This window comes from Aliiruegeria haliotis, from assembly GCF_003003255.1.
Lineage (GTDB): Bacteria > Pseudomonadota > Alphaproteobacteria > Rhodobacterales > Rhodobacteraceae > Tropicimonas > Tropicimonas haliotis.
The window spans coordinates 1-12,864 of the sequence record NZ_PVTD01000005.1; the positions used below are offsets into that span (position 1 = coordinate 1).

At 61.3% G+C, this 12,864-nt stretch carries 16 protein-coding genes; 14 read left to right on the forward strand and 2 right to left on the reverse strand.

The window, feature by feature from the left end:
- Positions 1–583 precede the first annotated feature (583 nt).
- Positions 584–2,149, reverse strand: a complete 1,566-nt coding sequence (locus CLV78_RS13030) for an ABC transporter substrate-binding protein (protein WP_106205271.1) — start codon at positions 2,147–2,149, stop codon at positions 584–586.
- A 647-nt stretch (positions 2,150–2,796) separates the two neighbouring features.
- Here CLV78_RS13030 and CLV78_RS13035 point away from each other — a divergent pair.
- The 13 genes from CLV78_RS13035 (at position 2,797) to rpmD (ending at position 10,404) form a co-directional block, all read left to right on the forward strand.
- The gene (locus CLV78_RS13035; RefSeq protein WP_106205272.1) at positions 2,797–5,007 is read left to right on the forward strand and encodes an SLC26A/SulP transporter family protein; all 2,211 of its coding nucleotides are present in this window, start codon (positions 2,797–2,799) and stop codon (positions 5,005–5,007) included.
- 151 nt (positions 5,008–5,158) lie between these two features.
- Positions 5,159–5,779, forward strand: coding sequence for a 2OG-Fe(II) oxygenase family protein (locus CLV78_RS13040; protein WP_106205273.1), 621 nt, complete (start codon positions 5,159–5,161; stop codon positions 5,777–5,779).
- Positions 5,780–6,090: 311 nt separating this feature from the next.
- Positions 6,091–6,297 carry a 50S ribosomal protein L29 gene (rpmC, locus tag CLV78_RS13045; RefSeq protein ID WP_106205274.1) on the forward strand — a complete coding sequence of 69 codons (207 nt, stop codon included), beginning with the start codon at positions 6,091–6,093 and terminating at the stop codon, positions 6,295–6,297.
- A gap of 3 nt (positions 6,298–6,300) precedes the next feature.
- Positions 6,301–6,531, forward strand: a complete 231-nt coding sequence (rpsQ, locus tag CLV78_RS13050) for a 30S ribosomal protein S17 (protein WP_106205275.1) — start codon at positions 6,301–6,303, stop codon at positions 6,529–6,531.
- A 76-nt stretch (positions 6,532–6,607) separates the two neighbouring features.
- A complete protein-coding gene (gene rplN, locus CLV78_RS13055; RefSeq protein ID WP_068315491.1) occupies positions 6,608–6,976 on the forward strand; it encodes a 50S ribosomal protein L14 in 369 nt (122 codons plus the stop codon).
- Position 6,977: 1 nt separating this feature from the next.
- Positions 6,978–7,283 (forward strand): 50S ribosomal protein L24, encoded by a 306-nt coding sequence (gene rplX, locus CLV78_RS13060; RefSeq protein ID WP_106205276.1) that lies wholly within the window; start codon positions 6,978–6,980, stop codon positions 7,281–7,283.
- Complete coding sequence (rplE, locus tag CLV78_RS13065) at positions 7,283–7,846, forward strand: 50S ribosomal protein L5 (RefSeq protein WP_106205277.1); 564 nt, start codon at positions 7,283–7,285, stop codon at positions 7,844–7,846. The genes rplX and rplE overlap by 1 nt, the downstream gene beginning before the upstream one ends.
- A gap of 12 nt (positions 7,847–7,858) precedes the next feature.
- On the forward strand, positions 7,859–8,164 hold the full coding sequence (rpsN, locus tag CLV78_RS13070) for a 30S ribosomal protein S14 (protein WP_106205278.1): 306 nt from the start codon (positions 7,859–7,861) through the stop codon (positions 8,162–8,164).
- 12 nt (positions 8,165–8,176) lie between these two features.
- On the forward strand, positions 8,177–8,566 hold the full coding sequence (gene rpsH / locus CLV78_RS13075; RefSeq protein ID WP_106205279.1) for a 30S ribosomal protein S8: 390 nt from the start codon (positions 8,177–8,179) through the stop codon (positions 8,564–8,566).
- An 11-nt stretch (positions 8,567–8,577) separates the two neighbouring features.
- The gene (gene rplF, locus CLV78_RS13080) at positions 8,578–9,111 is read left to right on the forward strand and encodes a 50S ribosomal protein L6 (RefSeq protein WP_106205280.1); all 534 of its coding nucleotides are present in this window, start codon (positions 8,578–8,580) and stop codon (positions 9,109–9,111) included.
- An 11-nt stretch (positions 9,112–9,122) separates the two neighbouring features.
- Complete coding sequence (gene rplR / locus CLV78_RS13085; RefSeq protein WP_106205281.1) at positions 9,123–9,482, forward strand: 50S ribosomal protein L18; 360 nt, start codon at positions 9,123–9,125, stop codon at positions 9,480–9,482.
- Positions 9,483–9,602: 120 nt separating this feature from the next.
- Entirely contained in the window at positions 9,603–10,202 is a 600-nt protein-coding gene (gene rpsE / locus CLV78_RS13090) for a 30S ribosomal protein S5 (RefSeq protein ID WP_106205282.1), read from the forward strand.
- 13 nt (positions 10,203–10,215) lie between these two features.
- Complete coding sequence (gene rpmD, locus CLV78_RS13095) at positions 10,216–10,404, forward strand: 50S ribosomal protein L30 (protein WP_106205283.1); 189 nt, start codon at positions 10,216–10,218, stop codon at positions 10,402–10,404.
- Between the two features lie 100 nt (positions 10,405–10,504).
- Here the strand turns inward: rpmD and CLV78_RS13100 are convergent, their stop codons facing one another.
- Positions 10,505–10,684, reverse strand: coding sequence for a hypothetical protein (locus CLV78_RS13100; protein WP_106205284.1), 180 nt, complete (start codon positions 10,682–10,684; stop codon positions 10,505–10,507).
- Positions 10,685–11,100: 416 nt separating this feature from the next.
- On the opposite strand from CLV78_RS13100, the gene CLV78_RS13105 reads away from it, so the two are divergent.
- On the forward strand, positions 11,101–12,846 hold the full coding sequence (locus tag CLV78_RS13105) for an alpha-amylase family glycosyl hydrolase (protein WP_106205285.1): 1,746 nt from the start codon (positions 11,101–11,103) through the stop codon (positions 12,844–12,846).
- Positions 12,847–12,864 lie beyond the last annotated feature (18 nt).

Sequence of the window (12,864 nt, forward strand, 5' to 3'; positions counted from 1 at the left end):
CCGGGAGCCTCAGCCGCGATCTCCGTAACCTCGAACGTCTTCTCGCCACGATAATAGGCCGCCAAAATCGACATCGTTCTTTCCTTTCAGGCCGCAGGGTGCAGTTCTGCCCCTGCCATCTCTCATGCTCCGATTCACCGACGCCGACCACGATCCTCAGTGACGCAGTGGCTCGGAGCACCACACACTGCATCGATATCCAGTCTCCCGTGCGACCGTGTCGATCGCTCCGGGAATGACTACTCCGCCGACGGTTCGTGGAATTGGACCAGCAGGGAAGACAGCGACACTTCGGCCGCGCGGAGGTGTCTGGCCCTCACATCCAATGGTCCAACAGCCGCTTGCGGAAGTTTCGCTACAACACCTGCTCCTCGTCCGATCATCGTCTTTCGAGCACAGCAGAACTCATACCAAAAATTCATTTTTGGTCAAGTCAACTCGTATATGAAATGATTGCAACCCACGCTGTCTTGACTTGGCGGCTTGCGATCCACCGCAAACAGCTATTGCCCAAGATCGGCACAGCCTTGCGGGGAACCGCCGCCCAAAGAGAGGCGGCGATTTCCGTCATTCACGACCGGGTTCAGTTCACGGTCACCCAGCGCAGGATGAAGAAGTTGTCCGGCCGCTGGGTAAGCTCGATATTCGAGCGTACGCCCCAGACGAGAGGCTGGACGTAGAGCGGCACATAGGCGACCTCCTCTTGCAGGATCGTCGCGGCCTCATCCAGCATTGCCTGTCGCTTGGTGTCGTCGATCTCTGACTGGATCATCGGCAGCAACTCATCGATGCGGGCATTGGAATAGCCACCGAAGTTCCAGCTTCCGAGCTTCTTGTCGGGGTTCGGCGTCGAGGCGAGAAACCGCAGCGGATGCTCGGCATCGAACGTGCCTGGCGACCAGCCAAGCAAGTACATGTCGAAGTTGTCCGCGCGCAGTTCCGGCCAGTAGTTCTGCACCGGCATGGCATCGAGTTCGGCGGTGATGCCGACTTGTGCCAACAAGCTGACCACGGCCTGACAGACAGCCTCATCGTTGAGGTAGCGATTGTTGGGGCACTTCAGGCCAAAGGAGAACCCATCCGGGTAACCGGCCTCCGCCAGCAGGGCTTTCGCGGCGTCGACATCGAATGCCGGACGCTCCGAATGTGCCTCCGAGTACCCGCGCATTGCCGGGCTGACCAGTTGGCTGGCGGGTTCGGCATTGCCCCGCATGATGGTTTGAAGGATCGCCGGGACATTCACGGCCTGCGCAACCGCCTGCCGGACCTTGACGTCCTTGAACGGATTTGGCTTGCCGGCATCGGCGGTGAACTTCAGTTCATCGGCCTCGTGTCCGAAGCCAAGCATGATGACACGGGCTTCGATACCCTGAATGATCTTCACATCCGGATTCTCGGACAGTCGCGCGGCATCCTGGATCGGCACCGGGTTGATAAGATCGACCGCGCCGGAGAGCAGAGCGGCAACCGCGGTGGCCGGGTTCTGGATCGGTGTGAATTCGGCGCGAGTGATATTGTGTTCGACCTCGCCCCACCAATCGGCATGCGGTTCGAGGATCGTCTTCAACCCGGTCTCCCGCGAGGTCACCTTGAACGCGCCGGTTCCATTGGCGTTCAGCGTCGCGAAGTTGCCGTTTTCCTTGTCGGGTGCTGCGGACCCGTTCGCCTCGGCCCAACCCTTGTCCATGATCATCCAGTTGGCGATGGAGTCGGGAAAGATCGGGTTGGGCGCGGTGGTCAGGATGTCGATAGTGTAGGGGTCGACGACCTCGACGGATGAGACGGGGGCAAACCAGCTACGGGTATCGGCGGACTCGCCCGAGGCGCGCTCGTAGGAGAAGAGCACGTCTTCGGCATCAAAGGTGGCGCCATCGTGGAATGTGACCCCCTCGCGCAGCGTGAAGCGCCAACCTTCGCCGTCGCCGATCGGCTCCCAGCTTGTTGCGAGCGCTGGCTCGATCTTCATGTCCTTTCCACGACGGACAAGGCCTTCGTAGACGTTGTTGAGAAAGCCGAGAACCGGTGTCGAATTGACCGCGTGGGGATCCAACGTCTGGGGGTCGGTCGTCCCGGCCCACTTGAAGTCCTCGGCGACGGATTGCGTTCCGACCAGCGCAAGAAGCGCTGTCGCCAGGCCAAGATGTTTCATGGCGTTCCTTTCTGTCCTGTGCCGCGACATGGAGACCTGACACGCCAGAAATGGCAAGGTTCGCTGGAGCGATATCGCTCACGTCGCCGTGATCTGCCGACGACGCGAAGAGGTGTGCACGGTGCATTCGACCGCGGGCATGGCCACAGGTGCGCATGGAAAACCGGCGGGAGGTCGGCTTTGGCGACGGGCAGCCGGTGGCGAAGGGACACGCAGTTGGGGCCTTTGCATTCGCTTGGGTCGAACCTGTGCATGGCCGCAATCCGGCAATGGCAATCCCATGCGCGCCAGTATCGGGCGCCCGCAGGCTTTTGGGCACTGTCGGGCATCGCCCGGACATGGCGATGTGCCCTTGGCGTGGTCTTTTGGAGTTCCGTGATCGCTACGGTATGTGGGGCGTGAAACGGCCAGACATCGTGTCGGGTCACCGAGGGCGGCGCGGACCTTTTGCAAGCCTGTTCAACAGGTCAGAAAAAGGACGCTGGCCTGCGCCGTTCGCAGGCAATCCGGGCATCATCGGGCATTCCGGCATCCCGTAGGGCGTCCGATATCCTTGTTGACAGATCGAAGGCGATAATTGTCTGCTTCAATCTTGGTGTTTCCCATTCACTCGTGATGGCAGGCATGACACGTCGCCCGGAGCCCAGATGGCACAGACAGCAGACAACGCGCACAGCCGGGTCGGACCAATCGGACTGGTTCTGAGCGGCACACTTGTGGGGCTGACCTCGGTTGTCTTCGCGATCTCGTTTGCCGCGATTATTTACAACGACAGGCTGGCGCCGTTCCTTGAGCGCGGTATTGCGCACACCCTGTTGGGCGCATCGATCATGGCCGCCATCGGCGCCTTTCTGTTTTCCTATCGCGGGACCATCGGGCAACCGCAGGATATCACTGCAATCCTGTTGGCCGGCGCTGCGGCGACGATTGCGGCGGGGCCGGTATCGGCTGATCCCGAGGTGCTCTACACGACCGTTTTCATGATGGTTGCCATTGCCGCGGTCGCAGCGGGTGCCGTGTGTGTCATCCTCGGGACGATCAAGGTCAGCTTCCTCGCTCGATTTACACCCTACCCGGTGCTGGGCGCCTTCCTTGCCTCAACCGGCTATTTCCTCACCATGGGAGCGATCGGCCTTGTCCTCGGCCGGAACGTGACAATCTGGGATATGGGCTTCATCCTTGCGCCACAGAACCTCGCAGCCTGGGCGCCGTGGGTGATCCTTGGTGGCGCCATGGATGTCGCAATACGAAAGGTACCGGGAAACCACACTTTGCCTGTCTGCATCCTCGGTGCCGCCGCGGCGTTCTTCGTTTATATATATGCAGCCGGAATTGGCCTGGAGGGCGCCGAGGCACGGGGCTGGCTACTGGGACCGTTTCCCGAAGCAGGGTTCCTGGGCGAGATCGGCAGGGTCAGCCCGTCCCTGACGGATTGGCCGGCAATTGCAACGCAGGTGCCGGTGTTGCTCGCGGTCATCGGGATGACGCTCCTTGGTGGCATGCTCAACCTGACGGGATTGGAGCTGACCATTGGGGAAGATCTCGAAATCGACCGGGACCTCCGCACCATCGGGGTCACCAATATCGCGACAGGTGGTGTCGGTGGGTTGGTGGGCTATCCCCTGCTCGGAGAGACCATCTTTGCCTGGCGCATCGGGTTGAAGGGAACGGCCGCAGGCGTCAGCGCCGCGCTGACCTGTCTTGTCACCTTTCTGTTTGGTGCCGACGTGCTTGCGCTGATGCCCAAGGGGTTGCTCGCCGCCGTCGTCGCCTTCCTTGGCCTCGATCTGCTGCGCACCTGGCTCTGGCATGAACGCCAGAAATTGCCATGGCAGGATTTTCTCGTGATTCTGCTGACCCTCGCCGTTGCGGCGACGATCGGCTTTCTGGAAGCGCTTGCCTTTGGTCTGTGCGCCTCGGTCGTCGTTTTCATCGTCTCCTATGCCCGGTTGAATATCGTGCGGTCTGTGTCCGATCTTCGCGAACGCCGGTCGACCGTCGAGCGGAGCGCGCCGCAGGCGACATGTTTGAGCGGGGCCGGAGATCGGGTTCTGGTGGTTGAACTGGCCGGGCATCTGTTCTTCGGGTCGGGTGCCGGGCTGCGAAAGGCCATCTGGCAGCGCATCAATACGCCGGTCGCTCTGGATATGCTCATTCTTGACTTCAACCATGTCTCGGGAATCGATTCTTCGACGATTCTGAACCTGAACCGGATGCGCTCGGATTGCGATGCACGTGGAATTGAACTCGCGCTTTCCGGGTGTTCGGCCTTTGTTGCCGACAGGATCGCGCGCTTCAATATCCACCACAGCGAAAGACGGCTGGTCCACTACCCGACCTTGAATGATGCCTTGGAGGTTGCCGAGGAACGCATTCTTGCCCAGACCCCACCAGCCGCCGATGTCGACGGGCTGCCCTTTCTGGACGAGCTGGCACGGCGCCACCCGGCGCTCGACCTCGCATCGATGTTCAAGACTCTGGACTGCTCCGATGGAGATATCGTGCTCCGGCAGAACGACTGCACCAACGGCATATTCGTCCTGTTGCAGGGGCAAGTGAGGGCGACGATCAGCATGAGCGGGCCCAATGACCTGGAAGTCGCCCGCTTTCTTCCGGGATCTCTGATCGGAGAGATCGCGTCCTATGGAGAGGTCGAGCGCACCGCGACGGTCTCCTCGATCGGATCGTCGCGGCTCATGCGCATTGATCTGGCCCATATCGACGAGGCTGATGCGCTGAGCCCGGGGTTCGCCGCGGATTTTCACCGGCTGGTGGCCCGGCGCCTCGCCCGTCGCCTGCGGCGAACAACCTTGGAGGTCAAACAGACCCTGGATCGCCAATCACCTGTTGGCCAATAGGTTGGCCACACATGCGGGGCATTCCCGGCGAACCCGTCCCTGCTGGCCGCTTTCGGGCCGCGAAGCTTGAAGCGACGTTTCTCAAGAGGGTTTCCCTTCGGCCCCCGATCCGGCTATTGCGCTCCCTGACCGTACCGCCGCCGAGGATCCAATGGCCCAGATAGAATCCCTCTTCGTCACCCGTCTCTACCGCGCCGAGTTGAAGGAACTCGGCAAGCCAATCGACCCGGTAGAGATGGAAAACTCCTGCCTTGTCGTCGCCGAGGACGACGAGGCCGGGCAGGAATGGTGTGAGCAGAACGGCTATCCGGGCTACACCAGCTATGCCTCGCTGACCGATCTGCCGTGGCGGTTCCCGATCTTTGCCGACCTGGTCGAAGTGCTCGACCAGCATGTGGCGAAGTTCGCCGAAGATCTTGAGTTCGACCTCGATGGGCGGACGTTGAAGCTGGAGGATCTCTGGATCAACATCCTGCCGGAGGGCGGCACACATTCGTCCCACCTCCACCCGCATTCCGTCATCAGCGGCACGACCTATGTTTCGATGCCCGAAGGCGCCAGCGCGCTGAAGCTGGAAGACCCGCGGTCGGGGCGGATGATGGCAGCGCCAGCACGGCTCAAAACCGCACGGCGCGAGCTACAGACTTTCATTTATGCGAAACCGAAGGTCGGTGACGTGCTGCTCTGGGAGAGCTGGCTGCGCCACGAGGTGCCGATGAACATGGCCGAGGAAGAGCGTATCAGTGTCAGCTTCAACTACGCCTGGGCCTAGACGCCGAGGTCGCGGTGCCTAGGCCGGTGGCAGCCGTCTTCGCGTTGCGGGATGACCGCGTTCGCACGGACCGGAGGCCAGTCCAGCACGCCTGCCGGCCACGTCGAAGGTGCAGTGTTGGGCGGCGTGGCAGCATTTCTTGCGCAGGCCCCCCTTTTTTGTTGCCCTCACCGATACTCACCCTTATAGAGCGGCATCCTGCGGATTCCCGATGACGGGATTCGTGCGACCAAGTCTAATCATCCGTCAGGTCCCGAGTGACCCTGTATCAATTCCAGGGGCTCACTGACGTTTTGAGAAAGGAAATGGCGATGAACGCCACCGAACTTCGTGATCAGACTCCGGACCAGCTCCGCGAGAAACTGACCGATCTGAAGAAAGAAGCCTTCAACCTGCGGTTTCAGCAGGCAACGGGCGCCATGGAAAACACCGCGCGCACCCGTCAGGTTCGTCGTGACATCGCGCGTGTGATGACTGTTCTGAACGAAAAGGCGGCGTCGGCCGCAGCGGAGGCTTAATCAATGCCCAAGCGTATCCTTACCGGCACCGTCACCAGCGACAAGAACGAGCAGACCGTAACCGTCCTTGTCGAGCGTCGCTACAAGCACCCGCTTCTGCACAAGACGATCCGTTCGTCGAAGAAGTATCGCGCCCATGACGCGAAAAACGAATTCAAGACCGGCGATCAAGTCCGCATCCAGGAATGCGCGCCGATCTCGAAGACCAAGCGCTGGGAGGTGATTTCGGCGTAAGCCGGTCTCACGCTCAGTTTGATCGAAACCCTGGGGGGAAGAGCAAGAACATCCCCCAAAGGTCGGGAGAAACCTAATGATCCAGATGCAGACCAATCTGGATGTCGCTGACAACTCCGGTGCTCGCCGGGTTCAGTGCATCAAGGTCCTCGGCGGCTCCAAGCGGAAATACGCATCCGTGGGCGACATCATCGTGGTGTCGGTCAAGGAAGCCATCCCGCGTGGCCGTGTGAAGAAGGGTGACGTGCGCAAAGCCGTCGTCGTCCGGACCGCAAAGGAAGTGCGTCGCGAAGACGGCACCGCCATCCGCTTCGACCGTAACGCTGCCGTCATCCTCGGCAACAACGGCGAGCCGATCGGTACCCGTATCTTCGGACCGGTCGTGCGCGAGCTGCGTGCGAAGAACTTCATGAAGATCATCTCGCTCGCCCCGGAGGTGCTGTAAGATGGCTGCCAAACTGAAAAAGGGCGACAAGGTCGTCGTGCTCGCTGGCAAGGACAAGGGCAAGACTGGTGAGATCCAGGCCGTGTCCCCGAAGACCGGCAAGGCTGTTGTCGAAGGCATCAACATTGCCGTTCGTCACACGCGCCAGACGCAGACGAGCCAGGGTGGCCGCGTGGCCAAGGCCGTGCCGATCGATCTGAGCAATCTTGCTCTGGTCGATGCCAACGGCAAGGCGACCCGCGTCGGTTTCCGTGAGGAAGACGGCAAGAAGGTCCGCTTCGCCAAGACCACGGGGGACGTGATCTGATGCTCGATACTGCCAACTACACCCCGCGTCTCAAGGCGTTCTACGCCGAAACGATCCGTGCCGCGATGAAGGAAGAATTCTCGTACAAGAACGAGATGATGATCCCGAAGCTGGAAAAGATCGTCCTGAACATCGGTGCGGGCACCGAGTCGGTGAAAGACTCCAAGAAAGCCAAGGGCGCTGCGGACGATCTGACCGCCATTGCGGGCCAGCAGGCCGTCGTGACCAAGGCCAAGAAGTCGATCGCGACCTTCCGCGTGCGTGAAGGCATGCCGCTCGGCGCCAAGGTGACCCTCCGCGGTGACCGGATGTACGAATTCCTCGATCGCCTGATCACCGTCGCGCTGCCGCGCGTCCGCGACTTCCGCGGCGTCTCCGGCAAGTCGTTCGACGGTCGTGGCAACTACGCCATGGGCCTCAAGGAACACATCGTCTTCCCCGAGATCGACTTCGACAAGGTCGACGAGGCCTGGGGTCTGGACATCGTTATCTGCACCTCCGCTCCGACGGATGCGGAAGCCAAGGCGCTGTTGAAGCATTTCAACATGCCGTTCAACAGCTGAGGGACCTGACCTATGGCTAAGAAAGCAATGCTCGAACGCGAGAAGAAGCGGCAGCAGCTGGTGGAGAAGTACGCCACCAAGCGCGCGGCGCTGAAAGAGATCGCGAATGACGAAGAGCGTCCGATGGAAGAGCGGTTCAAGGCCCGGCTGAAGCTGGCCAAACTGCCCCGCAATTCCTCGGCCACACGCCTGCACAACCGTTGCCAGGTCTCGGGCCGTCCGAAGGCTTACTACCGTAAGCTGAAGATGTCGCGGATCGCGCTGCGGGACCTCGCCTCCGAAGGCAAGATCCCCGGCATGGTCAAGTCCAGCTGGTAAGGAGGAGATAAAATGAACGATCCTCTTGGTGATATGCTGACCCGTATCCGCAACGCTCAGATGCGCGGCAAGTCCACGGTTCGCACCCCTGCGTCCAAGCTTCGTGCCTGGGTTCTGGATGTGCTGGCCGACGAGGGCTACATCCGTGGCTACGAGAAGGTTGAGGACTCTCAGCACCCCGAAATCGAAATCAGCCTCAAGTACTTCGACGGTACTCCGGTCATTCGCGAGCTCAAGCGCGTCTCGAAGCCCGGTCGTCGTGTGTACATGTCGGTTGGTGACATTCCCTCGGTCCGTCAGGGCCTGGGCGTCTCCATCGTCTCCACGTCCAAGGGCGTGATGTCGGATGCAGCGGCTCGCTCCAACAATGTTGGTGGCGAAGTTCTCTGCACCGTCTTCTAAGGAGGTCAGGAATGTCTCGTATTGGCAAGAAACCGGTCGAGCTGCCGTCGGGTGTCTCCGCGTCTCTCTCCGGTCAGACCATCGAGGTGAAGGGTCCGAAAGGCACCCTGAGCTTCAACGCCACCGATGATGTGACGCTCGCAGTCGAGGACAACCAGGTTGTCGTCGAGCCGCGTGGCAAGTCCAAGCGTGCCCGCCAGCAGTGGGGCATGTCCCGCACCATGGTCGGCAACCTCGTCACCGGCGTTACCGAAGGCTTCAAGAAAGAGCTCGAGATTCAGGGTGTCGGTTACCGTGCCCAGATGCAGGGCAACACGCTGAAGCTGAACCTCGGTCTGTCGCATGACGTTGAGTTCCCGGTTCCGACCGGCATCACCGTCACCTGTCCAAAGCCGACGCAGATCGTAGTTGAGGGCATCGACCCCCAGCAGGTCGGCCAGGTCGCGGCGAACATTCGCGAGTGGCGCAAGCCGGAGCCCTACAAGGGCAAGGGCATTCGCTACGCTGGCGAGTTCATCTTCCGCAAGGAAGGCAAGAAGAAGTAAGGACGAGAGAAATGGCAAACAGCAAACGGACCCTGTTCCTGAAGCGCCGCCTGCGCGTCCGGAACAAACTTCGCAAATCGAACCCCGGCAAGCTGCGCCTTTCGGTGCACCGCTCGGGCAAGAACATCAGCGCTCAGCTGATCGACGATGTCCAGGGCAAGACCCTGGCGTCCGCCTCCTCGCTGGAGAAGGATCTCGGCATCGTTGGCAAGAACAACGTGGAAGCCGCCGGCAAGGTGGGCACCGCGATTGCAGAGCGCGCCAAGAAGGCCGGTGTCGAAGAGTGCTACTTCGACCGCGGAGGCTTCCTCTTCCACGGAAAAGTGAAGGCTCTGGCCGACGCTGCCCGTGAAGGCGGACTGAAGTTCTGAACCCTGCGGAGGGCCCCCGGGCCCTCCCGATGATCCGGGAGCCGCGTTCGCCTGCGGGGGTGGCTCACCTGGATTGAGACAATCGTGGCCGTGAGCGGCCCATGAGAAAAGGAATGCCGAATGGCAAGAGAACCCAACCAACGCCGGGGCAACCGTCGCGACCGTGACGAGACCCCGGAATTCGCCGATCGCCTGGTTGCGATCAACCGCGTCTCCAAGACCGTCAAGGGTGGTAAGCGTTTCGGCTTTGCCGCGCTCGTGGTTGTTGGCGACCAGAAGGGCCGCGTCGGCTTCGGCAAGGGCAAGGCGAAGGAGGTCCCCGAGGCCATCCGCAAAGCCACAGAGCAAGCCAAGCGCCAGATGATCCGCGTGCCGCTGCGTGAGGGCCGTACCCTTCACCACGACATCGAGGGTCGCCACGGTGCCGGGCGCGTCGTCATGCGCACCGCCCCGCAGGGTACCGGTATCATTGCCGGTGGTCCCATGCGTGCCGTGTTCGAGATGCTGGGTGTTCACGACGTCGTTGCCAAGTCGATTGGCACGCAGAACCCCTACAACATGATCCGTGCCACCATCGACGGTCTCAAGAAGGAATCCAGCCCCCGCATGGTCGCGCAGCGTCGCGGCAAGAAGGTGGCTGATATTCTGAAGAAGCCCGAAGATGCCGCTCCTGCTGCCGAGGCACCCGCCGACGCCGCCGAAGCGCCGGCTGAAGCGTAAGGAGTAGCGACACATGGCCAAGACCATCGTTGTGAAGCAGATCGGTTCCCCGATCCGCCGCCCCGCCGTCCAGCGCCAGACGCTGATCGGCCTGGGCCTGAACAAGATGCACAAGACCCGCGAACTGGAAGATACCCCTTCCATCCGCGGAATGGTTGCCAAGATCCCGCACCTCGTAGAGATCATCGAAGAGCGCGGCTGACAGGCCCAGCCATTGGTACTTGAGAGCGCCCCGCGGGAAACCGAGGGGCGCTTTCCTTTGTCTGGAGCGTAGTTGCCGCTGTTCGTATCGGCGCAGGCCTTTATCGGAGTTGCCACGGATCCGGTCCGTACGTGCATCCGCAATCCAGTCCGACGTCCTTGCGCAGGTGCCCGGACAGCGACAGGCCACGCATTTGCTGATCGCGGCAGAGCGAGGCGATCTCTTCATCGAGTGCCCGGCGAAGCGGGTCGCGGCGGTGGGTGAAAATGCGTTTCAGCATGGTGGTCTCCTCTGTCCAAGATTTGATTCGAAGCGATCGTAATTCCTCAAGTGAACTTTAGATCAAGGGGGAATGCCGGGCCTTTCCGGAGGGAGGCGTGGCTTTCCCTTGGCGCAGTGGCTCGGGCCTTGGCCAGGCGCAATTTCCTCCCGCGCTCCGATGGACTCCGATCCCACATTGGCGGCAAGCCGGTGAACCAACGCCGCGCCGGTGCGCTGAACCGGCCACTAACGCCGCGGTGCTTTTTGACCGGCGCTGTGGCGGTTCTGGCGAAAATGCTGGCGGGTCGGGCTCGGGACGCCCATGGCAGTGGCATTGCGTCCGCGCAAGCCGAAGCACGCGGCCGACAGGGCCGATCTCGCTTGAACTCCAAAGCGTTTTGGCGCTTTCCTTTCGGGAAGGCGAGGTCGGACGTGATGCAGAGAACCAGTACCAAATTCCAGGCCCGGCTGGGCGCTCTTCTGGAGCAGATTTATCCCGGGGAAGATCGTGAGCGGTTGGCAGGGGAGATCGTCGAAGCCTTCTGGCCGGACGGACGCAAGGCCCGTTCGCGGGCCCGCAAGCCCAGCAACAACCTGTGGGACGAATCCGATACGCTGGTCATCACCTACGGCAACTCGATCGTCGATGGCGCGCACAAGCCGCTCGACCTGTTGCGCCACTTCCTTGAGGAAAACGTATCGGGAGTGATCAGCGGGGTGCATATCCTGCCTTTTTTCCCGTTCACCTCGGATGACGGCTTCGCGGTCACGGATTATCGCGCCGTAAACTCGAACCTGGGAAGCTGGTCCGACATCAACCGCATTGCCGACGAGTTCAGGCTGATGTCGGATCTGGTGCTTAACCATGTCTCCAGTTTCTCGACCTGGTTCCAGGAGTACCGCCAGGGACATGCGCCGTTCGACAGGTTCTTCTTCGAGGCGTCGCCGGACGACGACCTGAGCGACGTTGTTCGGCCGCGCACCTCACCGCTGCTGCGGGAGGTCGATACGGCAATGGGCACTCGCTATGTCTGGTGCACCTTCAGTCACGACCAGGTGGACCTCGATTTCACCAATCCTGAAGTCCTTCTGGAGTTCATTCGGATCATGCGGCTGCATGTCGACAACGGTGTCCGCATCCTGCGCCTCGATGCCGTGGCATTCATCTGGAAGGAGCTGGGCACAAGTTGCGTCCACCTGCCCCAGACACATGCCATCGTCCGCCTCATGCGATTGCTCTTCGACTATGCCTCCGAGCCCGTGGTACTGCTGACGGAGACCAACGTGCCCAACGCGGAGAACCTCTCCTACTTCGGGGCGATGAACGAGGCGCACTCGATCTACAACTTCTCACTGCCGCCGTTGATCCTGCACGCGATGATGAACGGCACGGCCCGGGAGCTGAACCGCTGGCAGATGGCAATGCCGCCAGCACAGCTCGGCTGTGCCTACCTGAATTTCACGGCCAGTCACGATGGCATCGGGATGCGCCCGGTCGAGGGATTGCTCAGCCAGGAGGAGACCGACGCCCTCGTGGATGCCGTCCGCGATTTTGGCGGGCTGGTGTCCATGCGATCCCTGCCCGGCGGGGGTGAGAAGCCCTACGAGTTGAACATCACATGGTTTGACGCCATGGCCGGCACCGTCTCCGGCCCCGACCAATGGCAACTGGAGCGTTTTCTTTGCTCCCAGACGATCGTCATGGCGCTGGAAGGGCTTCCGGCCTTCTATATCCACTCGTTGATCGGAACGCCGAATGATCACGAGGGTGTCGAGAAGACCGGCATCAACCGTGCCATCAATCGCCACCGCTGGGACTACGACACGTTGCGGGGATATCTGGCCGATCCGGAGAGCATCCACGCCCGGGTGCTGGCGGAGATGAAGCGGCGGATCTCCATTCGGATCCGACAGAAGGGGTTCCATCCGAACGCGACGCAGTTCACTCTGCATCTTGGGGACCAGTATTTCGGGTTCTGGCGTCAGAGCCTCGACCGGGCGCAATCGATCTTTGCCATTCACAACGTGACCAACGAGGAGGTCGTGCTGCCGGTGGGGGCGATCAACCTGATCGGTGGCGAGACCTGGGTGGATCTGCTGTCAGACGAACCCATCGATGCGGGGCGCGGGAAGATCACCTTCGCGCCCTACCAGTGCCGCTGGATCACGAATGTGACCTGAGCGGGCGGCTGCGCGCCC